Source organism: Nocardiopsis xinjiangensis YIM 90004, assembly GCF_000341145.1.
In the GTDB taxonomy this organism is placed as follows: domain Bacteria; phylum Actinomycetota; class Actinomycetes; order Streptosporangiales; family Streptosporangiaceae; genus Nocardiopsis; species Nocardiopsis xinjiangensis.
The window spans coordinates 17,549-40,965 of record NZ_ANBE01000027.1 but is presented as its reverse complement, the minus strand read 5'-3'; the positions used below and the strand labels follow the sequence as shown (position 1 = coordinate 40,965).

Below are 23,417 nucleotides of genomic sequence, written 5' to 3'. Positions count from 1 at the left end.
CAAGGAGAATGGCGATGACCGCCGACGAGGGGCGACTGGTCGCAGCGTTGCGCAGCGCGATGAAGGAGAACGCCCGGCTGCGCGAGGACCGCGACCGGGCCGACCGGGACGCGCAGGTGGCGATCACCGCCATGGCCTGCCGCCTGCCCGGTGGGGCCGACACCCCCGAGGCCCTGTGGGAGCTGGTGGAACGCGGCGGCGACGCCGTGGGACCGCTGCCCCGCGACCGCGGCTGGCAGGAGTCCGGCGACCCGGACCGGTCGCTCATGCGCGAGGGCGCCTTCCTCGACCGGGCCGGTGACTTCGACGCCGCCTTCTTCGGTATCTCCCCGAAGGAGGCGCTGGCCACCGATCCCCAGCAGCGGCTGCTGTTGGAGACCTCGTGGGAGGCGATCGAACGCGCCCGCCTCGACCCGGTCTCCCTGCGCGGCAGTGACACCGGCGTCTACGTCGGCCTGACCGCCCAGGAGTACGGGCCGCGCATGGCCGAGTCCACCGACGACGGGCTCGCCCTCACCGGCACGATGGCGTCGGTGGCCTCCGGGCGCATCTCCTACACCCTGGGTCTGCACGGGCCGTCCCTGAGCATGGACACCGCCTGTTCCTCCTCCCTGGTGGCGCTCCACTCGGCGGTGCGGGCCCTGCGCACCGGCGAGTGCTCCATGGCCCTGGCCGGGGGCGCCGCCGTCATGAGCAGCGACGGCCTGCTCGTGGAGTTCACCCGCAAGGGCGGGCTCTCCCCGGACGGGCGCTGCCGCGCCTTCGGGGCCGGCGCCGACGGGACCGGGTTCTCCGAGGGTGCGGTCGTCCTCGTCCTGGAACGGGTGGCCGACGCCCGCGCGGCCGGCCGCCCCGTCCTGGCCGTGGTCCGTGGCAGTGCCGTCAACTCCGACGGGGCCTCCAACGGGCTCACCGCGCCCAACGGCCCCGCACAGGCCCGCGTGATCCGCGCCGCCCTGGCCGACGCGGGCCTGGAACCGCACGAGGTCGACGCCGTGGAGGCCCACGGCACCGGAACCACCCTCGGCGACCCGATCGAGGCCCAGGCGATCGCGCGGGTCTACGGCGGTGAACGCGAGGAACCCCTGCTCCTGGGCTCGCTCAAGTCCAACATCGGCCACGCCCAGGCGGCCGCGGGCGCCGCCGGGGTGGTCAAGGCCGTGCAGTCGCTGCGTCGCGGCGTCTTCCCGTCCACGCTCCACGCCGCCGAACCCTCCCCCCACGTGGACTGGGAGGGCAGCGGCGTCGCCCTGGCCCAGAACAACCACACCTGGGCCGGGGCGTCCCGCCCGCGCCGGATCGCGGTCTCCTCCTTCGGAATCAGCGGTACCAACGTGCACCTGCTCCTCGAGCAGGCCGAGGAGGAGCACCCCCTGCCCCGAACGGCCCCCGGGCACTTCGCGGCGGTGACCGGACCCCTCGCGCAGGGCAGCGGGCCGAAGGAGGCCCCCGCACCGAACGGCGGCCCGGTGCTCTGGCCGCTCTCCGCCCGCGGCGGCCCCGCCCTGCACGGACAAGCCGTGCGCCTGCTGCGCCACCTCGACCGCGCACCCGCCGAACCCCGCGACGTCGCGCTGTCCCTGGCCACCACCCGCACCCACCTGGAGGAACGCGCCGTGGTCGTGGGTCCCGGCCCCGACGAACTGCGCCGCGGGCTGCGCGCGCTGGCCGCCGGAGAGTCCGACCCCGGCGTCGTGACCGGTTCGGCCGCCGGCGCCGGACCCACCGCGTTCCTGTTCACCGGCCAGGGCTCCCAGCGTCCCGGCATGGGGCGTGAACTCCACGCCGCCCACCCGGTGTTCGCGCGCGCCTTCGACGAGGCCGCCGCCGAGTTCGGCCGGTACCTGGAACGCCCCCTCACCGACGTCGTGTGGGCCGAACAGGGCACGCCCGAGGCCGACCTGCTGCACCGCACCGGCTGGGCCCAGATCGCGCTGTTCACCTTCGAGACCGCCCTGTACCGGCTCCTGGAGTCCTGGGGTGTGCGCCCCGACTACGTGGCCGGCCACTCCATCGGCGAGATCACCGCCGCCCACGTCTGCGGGGTGCTGGACCTGCCCGACGCGGTGCGGCTCGTGGAGGCCCGCGGGCGCCTCATGCAGGCCCTGCCCGAGGGCGGTGCCATGGTCGCCGTGCAGGCCACGCCCGAGGAGACCGGCCCCGCCCTGGAAGAGGCCGCCGAACGCACCGGTGCCCCCGTCGCGCTCGCCGCCGTCAACGCACCCGGCTCGGTCGTGGTCTCCGGCGCGGCCGAGGCGGTCGAGGACGCCGTCTCCGTCCTCGCCGAACGCGGCCACCGCATCCGCCGCCTGTCGGTCTCGCACGCCTTCCACTCCCCACTCATGGAGCCCATGCTCGAGGACTTCGCCCGGGCCGCCTCCGAGGTGCAGATGCGCCCGCCGGTCCTGCCCCTGGTGTCCAACCTCAGCGGGGGCCGGGCCGGCGAGGAGGTCTGCTCGGCCCACTACTGGGTGCGGCACGTGCGCGAACCCGTCCGGTTCGCCGAAGGCATCGCCCACCTGCGCCGCGAGGGGGTGACCGCGTTCGTGGAGGTGGGCCCCGACGCCGCACTGACCGCGATGGCGCGGCCCGCTTCCGGCGAGCGGCACCGCGCCGTGGCCCTGCAGAGCCGGCTGCGCCCCGAGACCGAGGCGCTGGCCACCGGGATCGGTGAGGCGCACGTGGCCGGGGTCCCGGTCGACTGGGCGGCCCTCAACGGCGGCGCCCGCACCGTCGACCTGCCCACCTACGCCTTCCAACACCGCCGCTACTGGTTGGCCACCGCCCCCTCCGGCGCCGCCGCACCGGCCGCGCACGCGTCGGCCGACGAGGAGGCCCCGGCCGTGCCGGCCCTGCGCGCCCGGCTCGCGGGCATGCCCGCCGACCTGCGCGAGGAGGAACTGCTGCAGATCGTGCGCCGCGAGAGCGCCGTCCTGCTCGGCCACACCGGCGCCCAGGACGTGCCCGCCGACCGCGGCTTCCTCGACCTGGGATTCGACTCCCTGGCCGCGGTCCGTCTCGGTGCCCGCCTGGGCGAGCTGACCGGCCTCGAGCTGCCCAGCACCGTGCTCCTGGACCACCCCGCGCCCCGGGCCGTGGCCACCCACCTGAGCGAGGAGATCGGAACCGGCGGGGACGGTGCCGCCGCGACAGCAGACGCCGGCACCGCACCCGGCACCGAACCCGAGCGCGGCCATGACGGCGAGGAGGTCGACGGCATGGACGTCGACGACCTCCTGCGCATGGTCTACGACAACTGAGCCGGAGGAACGCATGACGGAGACCACGGACAGCGGCGACAAGGTCGTCAAGGCGCTCCGGGACTCGGTGAAGGAGGTCCAGCGCCTCAAGAAGGAGAACCGGCGCCTGAACGAGGCCTCCCGCGAACCCGTCGCCGTCGTAGGGATGGGGTGCCGCTTCCCCGGCGGAGTGCGCACCCCCGAGGACCTGTGGGAACTCGTGGACGGGGCCACCGACGCCGTCGGTGACTTCCCCACCGACCGCGGCTGGGACCTGGACGGCCTCTTCGACGACGACCCCGACACCCCCGGCACCACCTACGCGCGCCAGGCCGGGTTCCTCTACGACGCAGGCGACTTCGACGCCGCCTTCTTCGGGATCTCCCCGAAGGAGGCCACCGCCATGGACCCCCAACAGCGGCTGCTGTTGGAGACCGCGTGGGAGGCCGTCGAACGCGGCCGCCTCGACCCGGTCTCCCTGCGCGGCAGCGACACCGGCGTCTACGTCGGCATCACCGCACCCGACTACGGCCCCCGGGCCACCCACGCCGAGGACGGCCTCGAGGGCCACCTGGCCACCGGCACCGCCACCAGCGTCGCCGCGGGCCGGGTCTCCTACACGCTGGGCCTGGAAGGGCCCGCGATGTCGGTGGACACCGCCTGCTCCTCCTCCCTGGTGGCCCTGCACAGCGCCGTGACCGCGTTGCGCCGCCGGGAGTGCACCCTGGCGCTGGCCGGCGGCGCTACCGTCTTCTCCGACCCCGGCGCGTTCCTGTCCTTCAGCCGCCAGCGCGCCCTCTCGCCCGGCAGCCGGGCCAAGGCCTTCGACGCCTCCGCCGACGGCACCGCCTGGAGCGAGGGCGCCGGTATGATCCTGCTGGCCCGCCTCGAGGACGCCGAACGCCTCGGTCTGCCCGTGCTCGCCGTCGTCCGCGGAACCGCCGTCAACCAGGACGGCGCCAGCAGCGGATTGACCGCCCCCAACGGCCTGGCCCAGCGGCGCCTGCTGCGCTCGGCCCTGGCCGACGCCGGGCTCGGCCCCGCCGACGTCGACGCCGTCGAGGCCCACGGCACCGGGACCCCGCTGGGCGACCCCATCGAGGCGCGTGCCCTCATGGACGTCTACGGGCGCGGACGCCCCGCCGACCGCCCCCTGCTCCTGGGCTCGCTCAAGTCCAACATCGGCCACAGCGTCGCCGCCGCCGGCGTGGGCGGACTCATCAAGTCCGTCATGGCCCTCAACCACGACCACGTGCCGGCCTCCCTGCACCTGAACGAACCCACCCGCGAGGTGGACTGGTCGGTGGGCACGGTGGTCCCCGTCGCCGAGCACACCCCCTGGCCCGAGGTGGAACGCCCGCATGTGGCCGGGGTGTCCTCCTTCGGGATGAGCGGCACCAACGCCCACGCCCTGCTCGAACAGCCCACGTCCGGGACGGGGAGCGCCCACGTACGGCCTGTCGGCACCGGTGGTGCCCGGCCCGCCCACGGGATCGGTTCCGTGCTCTGGCCGCTGTCCGCCCACACCCCCGGCGCCCTCGCCGCCCAGGCCCGGCGCCTGCTCGAGCACCTGGACACCCGTCCCGGCCTGGCGCCCCACGACCTCGGCCACACCCTGGCCACCACCCGCACCGGCCTCGACCACCGCGCCGTCGTCGCCTCCGCCGACCCCGGGCAGCGCCGTGAGGCGCTGACCGCGCTCGCCGACGGCGAGGACCACGACGCCCTCGTCCGCGGCCGCGCCGGCAACGGCCACCGCGTCGCCTTCGTCTTCCCCGGCCAGGGCGGCCAGTGGCCCGGTATGGTCCGCGGCCTCCTCGACGGTTCCCCCCGTTTCGCCGCCCACATCGACGAGTGCGAGAAGGCCCTGGCCCCCTACGTGGACTGGTCCCTGACCGAGGTCGTCCGGGGAGAGCCCCACGCCCCCGATCCGGCCCGCATCGACGTCGTCCAGCCCGCCCTGTTCGCGGTCATGGTCGCCCTCGCCCGCCTCTGGGCGGACCACGGGCTCACCCCCAGCGCCGTCGTCGGCCACTCCCAGGGCGAGATCGCCGCCGCCCACATCGCCGGGGCCCTCACCCTCGACGAGGCCACCCGCATCGTCGTACGCCGCGGACAGCTCTTCGCCGGGCTGTCCGGCAGCGGCGGCATGCTCGCCCTGACCCTGCCGACCATCCAGGCCGAGGAGCTGCTCGAGCGCTGGGAGGGGCGCATCGAGGTCGCCGTCGTCAACGGCCCCAACGCCGTCGTGGCCGCCGGTGACGCCGACGCCGTCACCGAACTCGCCGAGGTGTGCGAGAAGGAGAACATCCACCACCGGCGCATCGACGTCGACGTGGCCTCCCACTGCCACCACATCGTCCCGTTCCAGGACGACATCCTGAACAGCCTGCGGGGGATCGACCCCGCCGGCGCCGACCTCGAGTTCTACTCCACTGTCACCGGCGGCCCCTTCGACACCGCCGGCCTCGACCCCGCCTACTGGTACCGGAACCTGCGCGGCCGGGTCCGGCTGGAGGAGGCCGTGCGCTCCATGAGCGAGGCCGGCTACACCGCCTTCGTCGAGGTCGGACCGCACCCGGTGCTCTCCCACGGCGTCGCCCAGACCCTCGACGACACCGGCATCGAGGGCACCGCCGTGCTCTCCACCCTGCACCGCGACCACGGCGACCCCGCCGGTTTCGCCACCGCCCTGGCCCGCGCCCACACCCACGGCCTGCACCTGGACTGGGACACCGTCCACCCCGGCGCCGGCACCGTCGACCTGCCCACCTACGCCTTCGAGCACCGCACCTACTGGCTCGCCCCCGACGGCGGCGGACGCGCCCTGTCCGCCGAGGGCGTCGACGAGGCCGGCCACCCCCTCCTGGGCGCCCGCACCTTCCTGCCCGGCGCCGGGGGAGAGGTGGTGACCGGGCGGATCGGCCCCGACACCCACCCCTGGCTCGCCGACCACGCCGTGTCCGGAACCGTGCTCCTGCCCGGGGCCGCGTTCTGGGAGATGGTCCAGCACGCCGCAGCCCCCGACGAGGACGTCGCCGACCTGACCCTGCACACCCCGCTGCCGCTGCCCGGCCGTACCCGCGTGCAGATCACCCTGTCCCCGCCCGTGGCCCACCACCCCCAACGGAGGCCTTCGGCGCAGTCCTTCACCCGAGAGCCCTCCGGCAACCGCACCGTGCGCGTGCACTCACGCCCCGAGGAGGCCCCCGACGCCTCCTGGACCGAACACGCGACCGGGCTGCTCACCCCCGCCCAGGCGTCCGCCCCCGCGCCCCTGACCGCCTGGCCCCCGGAGGGTGAACGGGTCGACCTGGAGAACCTCTACAGCGACCTGGCCGAACGCGGCTACGAGTACGGGCCCGCCTTCCGGGGACTGCACGCCGCCTGGCGCGACGGTGACACCGTGCTCTCCGAGGTCGCCCTGCCCGAGGCCCTGCGCGGGGACGCCGCCGGTTTCGGTCTCCACCCCGCACTCCTCGACGCCGCCCTGCACACCGTGTCCCTGACCGCCGACACCGGGGTGCGCCTGCCCTTCGCCTGGACCGACGTCACCCTGCATGCCGAGGGCGCCACCGACCTGCGCGTACGCGTGCGCCCCCTCGGCCCGGACGAGTACACCCTCGACCTGTTCGACCCCGCCGGCCGGCCGGTCGCCACCATCGCCTCCCTGGCCGTGCGCCCCCTGCCCGACCGCCTCGGCCCCGGCGCCCCCGACGATCTGTACTCGCTGGCGTGGAACCCGGTACAGCCCCGCAGTACCGGGCTGCCGAACCTGACCGTCATCGGCGCCGACCCGCTGGACCTGCACACCCACCTCGGCGCGGCCCACGAACCGGACCCGCGCGCCCCACTGCCCGCAGGCACCACCGCCGTCCTCGCCCTGGGCGGCGACGGCGGCGGCGCCCCCGGGGCGGCCCGCCGCACCACCCGCGACGTGCTCGCCCTCCTCCAGGAATGGGCCGACGACGACACCCGCGAGGAGACCCCGCTGGTCGTCCTCACCCGCCGCGCCGTGCCCGTCCTGCCCGGCGAGGACGTCACCGACCTCGACCACGCGCCCCTGTGGGGGCTCGTGCGCTCCGCCCAGACCGAACGCCCCGGCCGGTTCGTCCTCGCCGACCTCGACGACGTCGCCGACGGGGCCCCGCACCTGGCCGCCGCACTCGCCACCGGGGAGAACCAGCTCGCCCTGCGCGAGGGCCGCACCCACGTGCCCCGCCTCGTGCGCGCCGACGCGCCCGCTCCCGCGCCCGCGACCGGGGTCGCCGGGTCCGGTGCCGGCGAGCAGGCCCCCACCGGTCTCGGCGACGGCACCGTCGTCATCACCGGCGCCACCGGCACCCTCGGCTCCGCCGTCACCCGCCGCCTCGTCCGCACCCACGGCGCACGCGACCTGCTCCTGATCAACCGCCGCGGCCCCGACGGCCCCGCCGCGCAGGAGCTGGTCGCCGAACTCTCCGGGCTCGGCGCCCGCGCCGACGTCGTGGCCTGCGACGTCTCCGACCCCGACGCCCTGCGCACGGCCCTGGGCTGCGCACGCGGACCCGTCGTCGGCGTCGTCCACCTGGCCGGCGTCCTCGACGACGGCGCCCTGACCTCCCTGACCCCCGACCACGTCGACCGGGTCATGGCGCCCAAGAGCGACGCCGCCCTCCACCTGCACCGGCTCACCCTCGACCAGCCGGTCCGGGCGTTCGTCCTGTTCTCCTCGGCCGCCAACGTCCTGGGCAGCCCCGGCCAGGCCAACTACGCCGCCGCCAACGCCGCCCTCGACGCCCTCGCCCACCACCGGCGCGCCCACGGCCTGCCCGCCACCGCCCTGGCCTGGGGCCTGTGGACCGACCGCGGCGGCATGAGCGCCCACCTGGACACCGCCGACCTGGCCCGGCTCTCCCGCATCGGTATGGCCCGCCCCTTGGACACCGACGAGGGCCTGAACCTCATGGACCACGCCCTGGACCTGCCCGCGCCCTACCTCATGCCCATGCCCGTGGACACCGCCGGACTGCGCTCACGCGCCGAACGCACCGGCACCGTCCCCACCGTCCACCGAGCCCTGGTGCCCCTGCCCCGGCGCCGCGCCGCCAAGGCCACCGACCTCGACCTGACCACCTTGCCGCCCGGACAGCGCGCCGACGCCCTGCTCGACCTCGTGCGCACCGGCACCGCCGACGTCCTGGGGCTGACCGGGCCCGCCGACGTCCCCGCCGACCGCGACTTCCTCGAACTGGGCCTGGACTCCCTGACCGCCGTGCAGCTGCGCGGCGAGCTGCGGGAGGCCACCGGCGTCCGTCTGGCCTCCGGCGCGGTCTTCACCCACCGCACACCCGAGGCGCTCGCCCGCCACCTGGACGGCGAACTGCCCACGGGGGAGGGCGGCGCTGTCCCGGCACCTGCTGCCGCGACCGCCGGGGCCGACACCGGGTTGGAAGGGGTCCTCACCCTGTTCCGGGACGCGTGTGTGCGCGGGCGCATCGACGACGGCATCGCACTCGTGCGTGCGGCAGCCGCCTTCCGTCCCGCCTTCACCGATCCCGAGGGTTTCGGCGCTCCGCCGCGCCCCGTCGAGGTCGCGGCCGGGCCCGCGCGCCCGCGCCTGATCTGCCTCCCGTCGCTGGTGATGGTCTCCGGGGTGCAGGAGTACGCGCGTTTCGGCACCGCCCTCAAGGGCGAACGCGACACCGTCGTGCTGCCCCAGCCGGGGTTCGCGCCCGGTGAGCCCCTGCCCGCCACCCGGGACGCCGCCCTCGACCTGCAGACCCGGGCGGTGCTCGAGCTGGCCGGTGAGGAACCGTTCGTCCTCGTCAGCCGCTCCTCGGGCGGGTGGATGGCCCACGCGATCGCCGAACGTCTCCAGAAGGGCGGGACCGCACCCGAGGCGGTCGTGCTCATGGACACACCCACCCCGCAGGACCGCACCACCATGCCCGTCATCGAGACCGGTGTCGTCGAACGCGAACGCCGCTTCGGGCTCATGGACCCCACCCGGGTCACCGCCATGGGCCGCTACCTGGAGCTGTTCGCCGACTGGGTCCCGGGTGAGCTGGACATGCCGCTGCTGCTCGTGCGCCCCACCGACCAGGTGCGCGACGGCGACGGCAACCCCGTCGGCGGCCCGGACTGGCGGTTCGACTGGCCGCGCGAGCACGTGCCCGTCGACGTCTCCGGCGACCACATCTCCATGCTGGAGGAACACGGTGCGGCCACCGCCGAGGCCGTGCACGCCTGGCTGAACGCACACGCGGCCCGCTGACCGCCCTCCGTGGCCGCTTCCGGCCCACCCCACCCGCACGGAACACCCGCGCCCGCGAGATTGTTGGAACCCCAGGCGCACACCCAGTGCGCCGAGCACCCGGGAAAACCGGTTGCCGCCCCTTCTACCCTTGATGACTGATGAGCACCACCATGCCCGCGACCGCGGACCCGACCCCCAGCGCCCTGCGCGCCCGGCTGCGCGACCTCATGCCTGCCGACCGGCACCGCCTGCGCAGGCGCCTGGACGGCCTGGACAAGATCCGTGACGAGCGCCGCAGGGCTTCCGTCCTCGCGCAGATCGCCCGCGACGTCGACGAGGCCGATCTGCGCGTGCAGCTGCGCCGCGAGTCCCTGCCCGAGCTCCATTACCCCGAGGAGCTCCCGGTCAGCGACCGGCGCGCCGACATCGCCGAGGCCATCCGCGACAACCAGGTCGTCATCGTGGCCGGCGAGACCGGGTCCGGCAAGACCACCCAGCTCCCCAAGATCTGCATGGACCTGGGCCGGGGCGTCATGGGCACCATCGGCCACACCCAGCCCCGGCGGCTGGCCGCCCGCACTGTCGCCGAACGCATCGCCGAAGAGGTCGGCAACCCCCTGGGCGAGACGGTCGGCTACAAGGTGCGCTTCACCGACTCCTCCAGCAGCAACACCCTGGTCAAGCTCATGACCGACGGCATCCTGCTGGCCGAGATCCAGCACGACCGGATGCTGCGCCAGTACGACACGCTCATCATCGACGAGGCGCACGAACGCAGCCTCAACATCGACTTCCTGCTGGGCTACCTCAGGCAGCTCCTGCCCAAGCGGCCCGACCTCAAGGTCATCATCACCTCGGCCACCATCGACCCCGAGCGTTTCTCCCGCCACTTCGACGACGCCCCCATCGTCGAGGTCTCCGGCCGCACCTACCCCGTGGAGGTGCGCTACCGGCCCATCAGCGACGAGATCCTCGACCCCGAGGAGAAGAACCCGGGCGGGGGCACCGACCGCGACCAGACCCAGGCGATCCTCGACGCCGTCAACGAGCTCGGCAAGGAAGCACCCGGCGACGTCCTGGTCTTCCTCAGCGGCGAGCGCGAGATCCGCGATACCGCCGAGGCCCTGGAGAAACAGAAACTCCCCGGCACCGAGGTACTGCCGCTGTACGCACGCCTGTCGGCCGCCGAACAGAAACGGGTGTGGAGCCCGCACCGGGGCCGCCGCGTCGTGCTGGCCACCAACGTCGCCGAGACCTCCCTGACGGTGCCCGGCATCAAGTACGTCATCGACCCCGGCACCGCGCGCATCTCCCGTTACAGCCACCGCACCAAGGTCCAGCGCCTGCCCATCGAGGCGGTCTCCCAGGCCTCGGCCAACCAGCGCAAGGGCCGCTGCGGGCGTGTGTCCGAAGGCATCTGCATCCGCCTGTACTCGGAGGAGGACTTCCTCTCCCGTCCCGAGTTCACCGACCCCGAGATCCTGCGCACCAACCTCGCCTCCGTCATCCTGCAGATGGCCTCCCTGGGCCTGGGCGACGTCGCCGCGTTCCCGTTCGTGGACGGTCCCGACCACCGCCAGATCAAGGACGGCGTCAACCTCCTCGACGAGCTCGGCGCCTTGGCCGGGGAGAAGGAGGTCAGCAAGCGTTCCCTGACCAAGACCGGGCGCCGGCTGGCCCAACTGCCCGTCGACCCGCGCCTGGGCCGCATGGTGCTCGAGGCCGAACAGCGCGGATGCCTGCCCGAGGTGCTGGTCATCACCTCCGCGCTGTCCATCCAGGACCCGCGCGAACGCCCCGCGGACAAGCAGCAGCAGGCCCAGCAGGCCCACGCCCGGTTCACCGAGAAGGAATCGGACTTCCTCGCCTACCTCAACCTGTGGAAGTACCTGCGCCAGAAGCAGCGCGAACTCTCCGGCAACCAGTTCCGCAAACTGTGCCGCGAGGAGTACCTCAACTACCTGCGCGTGCGCGAGTGGCAGGACATCCACGGCCAGATCAAGCAGGTCCTGCGCCAGATGGACGTGGAGGTGCCCGCGCCGAGCGAGAACGCCGCCGACCCGCGCGGTGTGCACATGTCCCTGCTGGCCGGACTGCTCTCCCACGTCGGTCTCAAGGACCCCGACAAACACGAGTACCTGGGCGGACGCGGCGCCCGGTTCGCGATCTTCCCCGGATCCGGGCTGTTCAAGAAGCAACCCCGTTACGTCATGGCCGCCGAGCTCGTGGAGACCTCCAAGCTCTGGGGCCGCATGGTCGCCAAGATCGAACCCGAGTGGGCCGAGGAGCTCGCCGGCCACATCGTCAAGCGCAACTACAGCGAACCGCACTGGGAACGCAAACGCGGCGCCGTCATGGCGTTCGAGCGCGTGACCCTGTACGGCGTGCCGATCGTGGCCCAGCGCAAGGTCTCCTACGGCAGCATCGACCCGGAACTGTCCCGGGAACTGTTCATCCGCCGGGCCCTGGTCGAGGGCGACTGGGACACCCGCCACCACTTCTTCCACGACAACCGCAAACTGTTGAACGAGGTCGAGGACCTCGAGCACCGGGCCCGCCGCCGGGACATCGTCGTCGACGACGAGGCCCTGTTCGGCTTCTACGACCGGCGCGTGCCCGAGCACGTGGTCTCGGCGGCCCACTTCGACTCCTGGTGGAAGAAGACCCGCCGCACCGACCCCGAACTGCTCGACTTCACCCGCGACGAGCTCATCAACGACGGTGTCGACGAGGTCAGCGAGGACGACTACCCCGATCTCTGGCGCCAGGGTCCGTTCGCTTTCCCGCTCACCTACCAGTTCGAGCCCGGCAGCGACTCCGACGGTGTGACCGCGCACGTGCCCGTCAAGTACCTCAACCAGGTCGAGGACAAGGGTTTCGACTGGCAGATCCCGGGTCTGCGCGACGAACTCGTCACCGCCCTGATCCGGTCCCTGCCCAAACCGCTGCGCCGCCATTTCGTGCCGGTGCCCGACAACGCGGCCAAGGCCCGAGGCGGCCTCGACCCGGCCGACGGGTCCCTGCTCGACGCGCTCGCGGCCGAACTCACCCAGATGTCGGGGGAGCGGGTGAGCCGGGCCGACTTCGACCTGGACCGGGTGCCCGACCATCTGCGGATCACCTTCCGTGCCGTGGACGACAAGCAGCGCAAGCTCGCCGAGTCCAAGGACCTGGAGAAGCTGCGCGTCAAGCTCAAGCCGCGGTTGCGCGAGGCCATCGTCACCGAGGCCAAGGGCGTGGAGCGCCGGGACATCACGTCCTGGGACTTCGGGACCCTGGAGCAGACCCTGGAACGCAAGGCCCTGGGCCCCAACGTCAAGGGGTACCCGGCGCTCGTGGACGAGGGCGAGAGCGTCGCGATCCGGATCTTCGACACCCCGACCGAGCAGCGCGCCGCCATGCGCGCCGGCACGCGCCGTCTGCTGATGCTCACGGTGCCCTCGGTCGCGCAGGCGGTCAGCAAGGGGGTCGCCAACCCCGACAAGCTGGCCCTGGCCGACAACCCGCACGGGTCGGTGAAGAGGATGCTCGCCGACGCGGAGGAGGCCGCGGTCGACCACCTGCTCATGCGCGAGGGCGGTCCGGTGTGGGACGCGGAGGCCTTCGCCTCGCTCGCCGGGCGGGTGCGCGCCGACCTGGGCCAGACCCTCTCGGAGGTCCTCGACAAGGCCGTTCGGGTACTCGTGCTCTGGCGCAAGGTCACCAAGAAGGTCAAGGGCAGCACCTCCATGGCGGTGCTGCCCTCCCTCAACGACGTGCAGGGCCAGCTCGGTGAACTCGTCTTCGACGGCTTCCTCACCCGAACGGGTCCGGAGCGTCTGGACGACGTGCACCGCTACCTGCGCGGTATCGAGCACCGCCTGGACAAGCTGCCGGAGAACCCGCGCCGCGATCAGGTGAACATGGCCAAGGTCGTGCAGATGACCCAGGCCGTGCGCCAGGTGCGCGGGCGCCTGAAGCCGGGCCGAGAGGCCGATCCCGATGTGGTCGAGCTGCGGTGGATGCTGCAGGAGTACCGGGTCAGTCTCTTCGCGCAGGAGCTGCGCACCGCTTACCCGGTCTCGGACAAGCGGATCACCAAGGCGATCGAGGCCGTCAAGTCCGCCGGGAAGAAGTGAGGGCGGATCGGGGCCTGTTCGGCAGAGAGCGGACCACCGGCTGCCCGGTGTGAGGCATCCGCCGAACAGGTCCTACTCGTCCGGTCCCCGGGTGCCGCGTTCGCGCCAGTACTCGCCGTCCCGTTTGGCGCCGAAGAAGTCCCCGCCCTTGCGCAGGGTGTCGTCGGTGCCCCAGGCCTCCTCCGAACCGCCCTTGTGCATCTGGGGGATGTGCTTGCGGCAGTGGATGTAGGCCTCCTCCACCTCGACCATGATCCACATCAACGCCTTCTGCCCGGGGATCTGGGGCAGCGGCAGGTCCGGGACGTGCGCTCGCAGGCGCTCGTCCTCCATGAGCCTGGCGCGTCCGTTGACGTGCAGGCCGATCCGGTGCCGGGAGAAGTCGAGGAACATCAAGCCGATGTGCGGGTTCTGCGCGATGTTGCCGGCGCTGGCGAAGACCCCGTTGCCGCGGTACTCCGGGTAGGCCAGAGTGCGGTCGTCGATGATGTGCACGAAACCCGGGGGCCCGGACCTGAAACTGGAGTCGCATTCGCCCCGGCTGTCCGAGGTGGCGATGAAGAGCATCTCCTGCTCGGAGACGAAGTCCCGCATCGCCGGGTTGAGATGGTTCAACATCTGGTCGCGGTAGAAGCGGGAGGCCCGCTCGGACGTGCCCAGGACGTTCTGTACGTGTCTTTCTCCCACGTTCGCGGAGGTCGGGCTCTGACTGTGCTGTGTCATGGACGGGGCGTTTCCCTCGTGTGGGGTGACGGGTCGGAAGGTGCCGGTCAGTGTGCGCCCCGGTGCCCGGAGGAGGCGGAAGCCGCCTCTTGGGCGCCGGCGAGCATGTGGGCGGTGATCCACCGGTAGACCAGCACCCAGGAGGAGCTCATCGAGGACGTCCACGTCGGCGAGACCTCGCTCACGGCCCGGACCAGGGCGCGGCCGACATGGGGATAGTGCTCGGGAAGCACCCCGAGCTGCCTGTGGTGTTGGGCGCCGAGCTGTTGGAGGTACTCCGCGATCTCGTCCGGGGAGTCGAGGTGGCGGACCACGGCCAGCAGCGCGTCGGCCATGCGTTGCTGTTGCGGTCCGAGGTCGTCGGAGAACATGTCGCGCATCTCGGGGACCATCTTGAAGAGGTTCCGGTAGAAACTGCCGGCGAGCAGGGTCGATCCCTCCGGCACATCGGAGCACGATTGGCGGACCAGGTCGATGACTTCCTGGCTGGGGAGGGAGGCGTGGGGAAGAGAACGGTAGGGCAAAGCAGGGGTCCAGAACTCTGAGAGGCGGAGCCTAAAAGTAACGGAGTGTGACCGCTCCGGCGGCAGGCGGGTGATGTCGAAGAAGGTAACAGACGAGTGTAAGAGACACATACCGGAATGAATCCGTACGCTGACTGCCCTGCGTTCCCTGGGCCCCACGGGCCCCGAGCCGGGGGCCCGGTCCTCGGGTTTCGCGGGCCCGGGCGGGGGCCGCGCGGCCGGCTCCGAACCACCGGTGGCGGTGCGCCCCTGCCCTTCGGGCGCCGGTCGTGGTAGGGACCACGTGGACCATTCGCCCCGCGGGAACGAGGACCCACGTGAACACAGGTGCCACGACGCCCACCCCCGACCCCACCGCCTCCCCTGAGAACGACCCGTCGACCGGTCGGCGCATGCTCTATGTGGGCACCTACACCCCCGGATCCGAACCCGCGGGCCGCGGCGAGGGCGTGCACCGGGTGTGGTTCGACCCGAACAGCGGCGAGTTCGCCGACGGCGGTGTGGCCGCGCGTGTGGTCGGCCCCTCCTTCCTCGCACTCAACGCCCACCGGCCCCGGGTCTACGCCGTCAGTGAGCGCGCGGACGGTGCGGTCACCGTCCTGCGCGTCGAGCACGACGGCGGCCTCACCGAACTCGGCGGCCACGCCACGTACGGTGCCTTCCCCTGCCACGTGCTCGCGCTCGGGGGCCACGAAGCGGTGGTCTCCAACTACGGCGACGGCCGGGTCGCCGTGACCGGTTTCGGTGCCGAGGGCCACCCCGACGGCGAACCCGGCCACCACTCCGGCGAGCACGAACCCTGGCAGCTCTTCGAACACACCGGTCACGGCCCCGTCCCCGAGCGGCAGGAGGGCCCCCACGCCCACAGCAGCCTCCTGGTGCCCGACACCGTGGAACCGGAGTTGCGCACCCTGCTCGTGGCAGACCTGGGCACCGACGAGTTGCGCGCCTACCGGGTGGCCGAGAGAGCCCCGGCCGACCCCTCCGCCCTGCACGAGGACGGCGCACCCGGGATGAGGTCCGTCCCCGGCGGCCTCCAGGGCCGGGTGGTCCTTCCCCCCGGTTCCGGGCCCCGGCACATGGCCCTGAGCCCGGACGGCCGTTACGTCTACGTCACCGGGGAACTGGACTCGCGCGTGCACGTGGTGCGCTGGACCGGCGACATCGACCACGCCCGGTACCTGGGGTCGGTCCCGGCCACCGCGAAGGAGGCCGCGGGAGAGAACTTCCCCGCCGAACTCGCCCTCCACCGCGACCATCTGTACGTGTCCAACCGGGGCGCGGACGTGGTCTCCACCTTCGCTCTCCACGACGGCGGTGCCCGCCCGGAACACCTCGCCGACACCCCCGTGGGCGCCTGGCCGCGCCACTTCGCCGTCGTACGCGGCCACCGCGACGAACCCGACCACCTCGTCGTGGCCGGCCAGAACGGCGACGACCTCAGGTCCCTGCGCCTGGACCCCGGTACCGGACTGCCCACCGATACCGGGCACCGTCTGGCCCTGCCCGACCCGGTGTGCGTGCTTCCGGTACCGCTGCGCCGCATCCGCCGGAACCAGCGCCCGGGAGGGTAGGTACTGCCGGCCGGAAAGTTGTCGACGGGGCGGTGGGGTCCAGGGGTTTGTCGTGGTGCCGGGGACAATAATCAGGTGACTTCGTTGGGGCCGGGGTCGTGGGGTTTCTTGTGGTGCCTGGGTTCGGTGGTTCGTCGGGGTCGGGATTGTAGCCCGGCCGGGTCTTTGCGCAACCCGCTTCGGCGCCACCCCCACACACGCTTCTTCGCGGGGAGTGTGGCGGCGTTGTGGTGGGTTGGTGTGGGGCGCCTCGGGGTGTGCGCTGCGACCCTTGACGCCGGGCTCACCCGACCCGTATCGACGAACCCCCTCGCCCCAGGCGCCCGGTCGCCGAAGAAATGGTGGGCACGGCAACGGCAACCCCCCTGTGGTGGCCGCATTGCGACCAACGCTTGCGGTGTGTGCGCGGCCGCTCGCTCCTGCGGAAGCCCTCCTGCGTAAGGCAACGGCCGGCCCCGGCACTCCCGGCGGCGCGTTGAGGCCGGGGGCGAGTGGCGTGTGCACAGTTCGGGCGTTCGGGGTTGGTGGGGTGGCGGCATCGAGCCCGCTCTGTCGCGCGTGCGGGCGATCACCGACCCCGGCCGGCTCCGGTTCCGGTTCCGTGCGGAGCCGGCTCCGCCGGGTCTTGCCCGGTGGGGTCTTGCTTGGTGGCCTCGGCCGGGGGCGTTGTCTCGGTCGGGGGTGCCCGGGTCGGTGTGTTCGGCGGTGTAGGCGGACGCTCCCCCCAACCGGGGCCATTCTCGGCGCCGAAAATGGCCCCGGTTGGGGGGAGCGTCCCCGAAAACCCCGCTGTTGGTGCTCATGGGAGCACTGTCAACGGTCGGGGTCGGCCCCGGGGCCGGCCTCGGAGCCGACCAGGCGGTCGATCCTGGCACTGGTAGCAAGATCAGCGAGATCGGCCTTCGGCAGTGACGCTGGAACCGACTTCGACCGTCGAAGTCGGCTCCAGTAGCAAGATCGGCCGTTCCTGGGCAGTTCCGGAGCCGCGCACACGCCGGTCTGCCCCGGCCTCGATGCGTCACCGGGAGCAGGCGGGGCCATGCTTGTGCCTGTCGCAGGAGCGAGCCACCGTGCACACGCCTCGACCGGTGGTCGCAATGCCGCCACCCGAGGGGGTTGGTTTTTGGGACCCCATTTCTTCGGCCGGATGGGGGCAGCGGCCGGTGGGTGTTCGGCGGCGAGAGCGGGCCGGCCCGGCGTCAAGGGGCGGACCCGCACACCCCGAGGCGCCCCACACCAGCCCATCACAACGCCGCACCTTTGGGCAGGTCCCGAGGGNACGCTCCGACGAACACCACCCACACCAGCCACAGGACCCCGACCCACCACCCACCTGAAACCAGTCCAGCAGGCCTCCACCCACCTGGACCGGCCCCGCCCCACCCGATCCCACCTGGACCCCGCCCGCCCCCACCGGTGCGTTTTCCAGATCGGCGCGTTCTCTGGATACGGATCATCGGCGCGCGGACAATGGCCACGTCCGTCCCCACGTCTCACACCTCGGGAACGGTGGAAGTCGCGCCGAGCGCCGCCCGAACCGGAAGGAAGGCCGCAGTGAGCAACGACCGTGTCCGCACGAACGAGGGCGGAGGTGACCCCGGGGCGGCCTCGACGGGGGAACCGGCCCGGACGCTGCTCGTGCTCGGTGCGGGCGGAGACCTCACCGCCAGGCTGCTCCTGCCGGGGCTGGGCGGCCTCGTCGACTCCTCCTCGATGGCCGGTCTCCTGCTTATCGGCAGCGACCGCGGTGAGGAGAGCGAGGAGGGATGGCGGTCGACCGTCGCGCGCGCCTTCTCGGACGGGGGAGCGCAGGGACCGGCCGTCGACACGGTCGTCCGCAACACGCGCTACGTCGCCGCGGACGCCACCGACGACCACGATCTCGACCACCTGTTGGCCCGCTGCCGGGGCCGCGTCACGATCTACCTCGCGCTCCCGTCGGCGGTCATGGTCGAGACCTGTCGGGCCCTGGCCCGCGTCGGTGTGCCGCACGGTACGCGGCTGGTGCTCGAAAAACCCTTCGGTACCGACACGGACAGCGCTTCCGCGTTGAACGGGCTGCTCCACGGCCTGGTGCCGGAGGACCATGTGCACCGCGTCGACCACTTCCTCGGTATGACGACGGTGCTCAACATCCTCGGGGTCCGTTTCGCCAACCGGGTGGTCGAACCGCTGCTCACCTCCGAACACGTCGAGGCGGTCGACATCACCTTCGACGAGGCGCTCGGACTCGAGGGCCGCGCCGGTTTCTACGACAGGGCGGGCGCCCTGCGCGACATGGTCCAGAGCCACCTGCTCCAGGTCCTGGCCCTGGTGGCGATGTCGCCGCCGAGCACGCTGGAGGGGGACGACGTCCGCGACGCCAAGGCGCAGGTCCTGCGTGCGACCCGCGTCTGGGGCGACCGGCCCGAGAGGTACAGCCGCCGCGCCCGCTACACCGCGGGGACCGTCGACGGCCGCTCGATGCCTTCCTACACCGACGAGGAGGGCATCGATCCGGAACGGGGCACCGAGACCCTGGCCGAGGTCGTGTTCGCGGTCCACACGTGGCGGTGGGCCGGGGTGCCCTTCCGTGTCCGGTCGGGCAAGGCGATCGGTTCCCCCTGCCAGGAGGTCACCGTCCGGTTCCGCGATCCCCAGCACATCCCTACCGGGCTCACCGGCGAGGTCCTCGAGAACCGGCTGCGTATCGGTCTCGGTTCCCGCTGTCTCCGGATGGAACTCAACGTCAACGGCCCCGGCGGCCCCTTCGACCTCTCACCGGTCACGCTCGAGACGGGTTTCGGCCCCGGTGACCTGCTCGAGTACGGCGAGGTGCTCCGGGGGGTACTCGAGGACGAGAAACCGCTGTCGGTGCGCGGCGACGTGTCGGTCGAGTCCTGGCGCATCATCGAGCCGGTACTGCACGCGTGGCGTGACGGCCGTGTCCCCCTCGAGGGTTACCGGGCCGGGAGCGCCGGCCCGGCGAACTGGGAGAGCTGGCAGACATGAGCGAACCGTTGAACACCCGCCCCGCGGCCGAGAGCCATCTGGTCGGTCTCGTCCCCGCCGTCCTTCTTTTCCTCGCGGTTCTGTGGTTGCCCGAGACGCGTGACCGCAACGCCGACGAGGTGGGCGCGGACCTGTGTCGGCGGTGGAACATGTCGGAGGGCTGATGCCTCGGGGGCGAGTCCGGTGTGCGCGGTGAAGAACAGTCCATTTGGGTAGTATCAATAGTGATACTTCCAAAGCGAAGCCGTACCAGGTGAAGCAGGTCCTCGCCGCGATCAACAGATGGGAGGAAGAGGCATGAGCAGAGCTGATCACTACGCGTACCGTGTGCGCTGGTCGGCCGAGGACGAGGCCTACCTCGGCACCGTCGCGGAGTTCCCCTCGTTGTCCTGGCTCGCCGAGGACCGGGCCGAGGCGTTCACGGGTGTCCAGGGGCTCGCCGCCGACGTGGTCGAGGACATGCTCGCTTCCGGCGAGCAACCCCCTGAGGCGATCGCGGACCGGGCCTACTCGGGCAAGTTCATGGTCCGGGTGCCCCCGGAGGTGCACCGGGAGCTGGCCATCGAGGCAGCGGAGCAGAACGTGTCGATCAACCGCTTGGCGTCCGCCCGGCTTTCCCGCCCCGCCGTGCAAGGGCCTACGAACTCCGGTCCCGATGGCCCACGCGCCTCGTCGGCCCGTTCCCGCGTCGGTGGGTCCTGCGGCGGACCCTGAAACGTGGTCGGCTCGGCGGTCAGGGCCCGGAGCGGGTGGGCCCGAGCATGTCCCGGACCGCCCCTCACTGCTACGGCGCGGCACCCCGCAGGATCCGGTCCACCGACTCGACCGGCTGCTCCGGCGACACGCGGCGGTGTCGAGCAGTGCCCGGCGGGTGCGCTGCCGGCGCTGCCGGCGGATCCCGGCCCCGGGGGGAGTCCTCCTCGGACGAGCGGTCGGAGTGCGTCGCGACCGCGCGTTGGGGCTTCCCCGCGAAGTGACCGCGAACATGAGGGCACCGAGGTTACCGAGGCAGGGGTGGACGGCCTCCCGGCGGTACGCACAGGCGGACCGGGGAATCCGTGTGTGCCGTCACGATTGCCGCCGCCTCGCGATGGCTAGGGTGGGGACGGTGAGGAGCCGCTTCGAGTCGCGCCGATCGCGGGAGGTCGACACCGCTGTGAGCAACGACTACACCACTGGCGAGGACCACGGTAAAAAACCGTTCGTCACCGACATCGAGAGCGAGAGCCTCGACAACACCGACTACCGCCGCACCCTGTGGACCGGCAGCCATCTGCAGCTCACCGTGATGAGCATCGACGTCGGTGACGACGTCGGCCTGGAAGTACACCCGGACAACGACCAGTTCCTCCGGGTGGAAGAGGGGACCGGCCGCACGCAGATGGGGCCCGCCGAGGACGACCTGAACTTCGTCCGTGACGTGGAGGACGACGACATCATCATGGTCCCGGCCGGCACCTGGCACAACGTCGTCAACACCGGCGACAAGCCGTTGAAGCTCTACGCGCTCTACGGCCCGCCGGACCACGAGCCCGCCACCGTGCACCCGGCCCACCGGGACGCCGGGAAGGACCCGAACGAGGACTAGTCTCGCGCCTTCCGGCGCCGCAGAACGCTGTCAGTGCTGGTGGGGGCACTGGCACCGTTCTCCGGTGCTCGGGGAAGCACCGCCGACGCCGCGTGTCATCCGGAGAAGGCCTGGATGAGTTCCGGTACCTCGTGCAGATGGCTGTCCAGAAGCTCCACGCTGCGGGGGCCGTCGTGCTGTTCGAGCGCCTCATGGAGTGCGCGGTGCTCACGTTCGATGGTGCTCAGACGCTCGGGGAGCTCGGTCAGGGTGCGAACCGCCAGGCGCACCTGCCGAGGGCGCATGGATTCATACATCTCGGTCAGGACCGCGTTCCCCCGGTGGCGCACGATGGAGGAGTGGAAGACCTGGTCGAGCTGGGCGACCTGGTTCCAGTCCCGGTCCCGTGCGGCGGCTTCCATCGCCTCGAGGAGTTCTCGGGAGTCGGGGGGAGAACCTTGGCGCCGTCCGCAGATCCTGCTCACGGCGTCCGCCTCGATGACGAAGCGGGCCTGGTAGATCTCGTGCATCTCCGTCGCGTTGACGACCCGTACTTGGGCGCCGCGCCGGGGGACGAGCTCGACGAAACGTTCGGCCTGCAGACGGTGGAGGGCTTCACGTACCGGTGTCCGAGAGGTCCCCACCTCCCTGGCCAGGGCGATCTCGTCGAGGAATTCGCCTTCGGTGAACACGCCCGTGAGGATGGCGTTACCGATCCAGTCGTAGGCGCGCTCACGCGCTGACGGTCGCGTTTTCTTGGCTCGGCTGCTGATCCCTTGGTCTGGCACGGGGCCACCCTACCTTTGCACGAGGGGGATACACCGTGTATACATGTCGTCCACAGCACATATTATTGGGCTGTGGGTCACATGGGAGGAATCACTTGAGAGAGCAGACACAGAGGCGGCACGGGGTCTGGCTGTCCGAGCCCTCGGCCGCGGCAGTGGAAATGGCCCGTCTGGCCGGATACGACACCGTCGTGCTCGACATCGAGCACGGATTGTTCGACCTGGCGGCCCTGGATTGGCTGATCCCGTTCATCCGTTCCAACGGCATGGACGTCATCGCCAAGGTGCTGGGTCCTGAGCGCGGTCCCATCCAGCAGGCCCTGGACTTCGGCGCGAACGCCGTGGCGATCCCGCACGTGGAGTCCGTCGAACACGCCAGGACGGTGTGCGGGTACGCGAAGTTCCCCCCGCTGGGAGACCGCTCCTTCGCCGGCGGACGCACGTCCAAGTACCGCGGGTTCACCGACGAGTGGGTCACCGAGCAGGACCAGGGCACACGCTGCTACCCGATGATCGAGGACGCCTCGGCGTTGGAGGACATCGACGCGATCCTCCGGCTCCCCGTCGTCGACGGAGTTTTCGTGGGCCCCTCCGACCTGTCCCTGCGCCGCGAGCGCGGTGCCTACACCGTTGATGAGGCCGACCTGGAGGACCTGCGCCACCTCGCCCGCGCCGCACGGTCGGCCGGCAAACCCTGGGTCATCCCCGCGTGGAGCGAGGCCGAGAAGCGTCTCGCCGTCCAGGAAGGTGCCGAGACCATCGTCGCCACCATGCAGTACGGGGCCGTGCTGTCCGGGTTCACCGGAGCGCTCGACACCCTGAAAAGCATCGAGAACGAACAGAGGAGCCTTTGATGTCCCTGACCACCGCCGTCGTGCAGTTCGCCCCCGCCGAGGACAAGGACGCGAACCTCGCCTCGATCGAGCAGCTGTTGCGTGAGGCGGCCGGCCGCGGGGTGCGCCTGGCAGTCCTTCCCGAGTACGCCGTGTTCACCGCGCCCGCCATGGACGACCGGTTCGTCGACAGCGCCGAGCCGCTCGACGGGCCGACCGTCACGCGCCTGTGCGGCCTCACCTCCGAGCTCGGCATCTCCGTCATCGCCGGCGTGAACGAGGCCGCCTCGGACGGGCGTATCCACAACACCCTCCTGGGTATCCAGGACGGCGGGATCAAGACGGTCTACCGCAAGGTGCACCTCTACGACGCGTTCGGCTACAAGGAGTCCGACCGTGTCATCGCCGCCGACCCGGCCGAGCCGCAGCTCCTGGAGGTCGACGGGTTCAAGGTCGGCATGCAGACCTGCTACGACCTGCGCTTCCCCGAGGTCTCCCGGGTCCTGGTGGACGCAGGCGCCGACATCATCGCTCTGCCCGCCGAATGGGTGCCCGGGCCGCTCAAGGAATACCACTGGAACACCCTCGTGCGCGCCCGCGCGATCGAGAACACCGTCTACGTGCTCGCGGCCGACCAGAGCGCACCCACCGGTTCGGGCAACAGCGCCGTCGTCGACCCGATGGGGATCGCCGTGGCCGCCCTCGGTGAAGCACCCGGCCTCGGCGTCGCCGACGTCGAACGCGACCGGCTCGACCACGTCCGCAAGGTCAACCCCGCACTGTCCCTCCGGCGCTACCAAGTGGCACCAACAGGAGCCTGAC

Annotated in this window: 13 protein-coding genes; 10 read left to right on the top strand and 3 right to left on the bottom strand. The window is 72.0% G+C overall.

Features of this window, described 5'->3' with window-relative positions:
• Window positions 1-14: 14 nt before the first annotated feature.
• From D473_RS0113715 to hrpA, 3 genes are all read left to right on the top strand, one after another.
• Complete coding sequence (locus D473_RS0113715) at window positions 15-3,260, top strand: type I polyketide synthase (protein ID WP_017609637.1); 3,246 nt, start codon at window positions 15-17, stop codon at window positions 3,258-3,260.
• A 13-nt stretch (window positions 3,261-3,273) separates the two neighbouring features.
• Window positions 3,274-9,495: a type I polyketide synthase gene (locus tag D473_RS0113710; protein ID WP_017609636.1), complete on the top strand. Its 6,222-nt coding sequence runs from the start codon at window positions 3,274-3,276 to the stop codon at window positions 9,493-9,495.
• Window positions 9,496-9,635: 140 nt separating this feature from the next.
• The gene (gene hrpA, locus D473_RS0113705) at window positions 9,636-13,595 is read left to right on the top strand and encodes an ATP-dependent RNA helicase HrpA (RefSeq protein WP_017609635.1); all 3,960 of its coding nucleotides are present in this window, start codon (window positions 9,636-9,638) and stop codon (window positions 13,593-13,595) included.
• 72 nt (window positions 13,596-13,667) lie between these two features.
• Here hrpA and D473_RS0113700 read toward each other — a convergent pair whose 3' ends face one another.
• Together D473_RS0113700 and D473_RS0113695 are read right to left on the bottom strand one after the other, a co-directional pair.
• On the bottom strand, window positions 13,668-14,318 hold the full coding sequence (locus tag D473_RS0113700; protein ID WP_017609634.1) for a pyridoxamine 5'-phosphate oxidase family protein: 651 nt from the start codon (window positions 14,316-14,318) through the stop codon (window positions 13,668-13,670).
• A gap of 47 nt (window positions 14,319-14,365) precedes the next feature.
• Window positions 14,366-14,842: a globin domain-containing protein gene (locus tag D473_RS0113695; protein WP_017609633.1), complete on the bottom strand. Its 477-nt coding sequence runs from the start codon at window positions 14,840-14,842 to the stop codon at window positions 14,366-14,368.
• A gap of 317 nt (window positions 14,843-15,159) precedes the next feature.
• Here D473_RS0113695 and D473_RS0113690 point away from each other — a divergent pair, with 317 nt between their 5' ends.
• The 5 genes from D473_RS0113690 to D473_RS0113670 all read left to right on the top strand — a co-directional run bounded on the left by D473_RS0113690 (window position 15,160) and on the right by D473_RS0113670 (window position 20,995).
• Window positions 15,160-16,416 (top strand): lactonase family protein, encoded by a 1,257-nt coding sequence (locus tag D473_RS0113690; RefSeq protein ID WP_017609632.1) that lies wholly within the window; start codon window positions 15,160-15,162, stop codon window positions 16,414-16,416.
• 1,554 nt (window positions 16,417-17,970) lie between these two features.
• Window positions 17,971-19,407, top strand: coding sequence for a glucose-6-phosphate dehydrogenase (locus D473_RS0113685; protein ID WP_017609631.1), 1,437 nt, complete (start codon window positions 17,971-17,973; stop codon window positions 19,405-19,407).
• Window positions 19,404-19,571 (top strand): hypothetical protein, encoded by a 168-nt coding sequence (locus tag D473_RS27695; RefSeq protein ID WP_017609630.1) that lies wholly within the window; start codon window positions 19,404-19,406, stop codon window positions 19,569-19,571. The genes D473_RS0113685 and D473_RS27695 overlap by 4 nt, the downstream gene beginning before the upstream one ends.
• A 133-nt stretch (window positions 19,572-19,704) precedes the next feature.
• Window positions 19,705-20,121 (top strand): type II toxin-antitoxin system HicB family antitoxin, encoded by a 417-nt coding sequence (locus tag D473_RS24870; RefSeq protein ID WP_017609629.1) that lies wholly within the window; start codon window positions 19,705-19,707, stop codon window positions 20,119-20,121.
• A gap of 394 nt (window positions 20,122-20,515) precedes the next feature.
• A complete protein-coding gene (locus D473_RS0113670; RefSeq protein ID WP_017609628.1) occupies window positions 20,516-20,995 on the top strand; it encodes a cupin domain-containing protein in 480 nt (159 codons plus the stop codon).
• Window positions 20,996-21,090: 95 nt separating this feature from the next.
• On the opposite strand, the gene D473_RS0113665 is transcribed toward D473_RS0113670, so the two are convergent.
• Window positions 21,091-21,762 (bottom strand): GntR family transcriptional regulator, encoded by a 672-nt coding sequence (locus D473_RS0113665; RefSeq protein ID WP_241474792.1) that lies wholly within the window; start codon window positions 21,760-21,762, stop codon window positions 21,091-21,093.
• 95 nt (window positions 21,763-21,857) lie between these two features.
• Here D473_RS0113665 and D473_RS0113660 point away from each other — a divergent pair, with 95 nt between their 5' ends.
• Both D473_RS0113660 and D473_RS0113655 read left to right on the top strand, forming a co-directional pair.
• A complete protein-coding gene (locus D473_RS0113660) occupies window positions 21,858-22,616 on the top strand; it encodes an HpcH/HpaI aldolase family protein (RefSeq protein ID WP_026126925.1) in 759 nt (252 codons plus the stop codon).
• Entirely contained in the window at window positions 22,616-23,416 is an 801-nt protein-coding gene (locus D473_RS0113655) for a carbon-nitrogen hydrolase family protein (protein WP_017609625.1), read from the top strand. The genes D473_RS0113660 and D473_RS0113655 overlap by 1 nt, the downstream gene beginning before the upstream one ends.
• Window position 23,417: the final 1 nt, after the last annotated feature.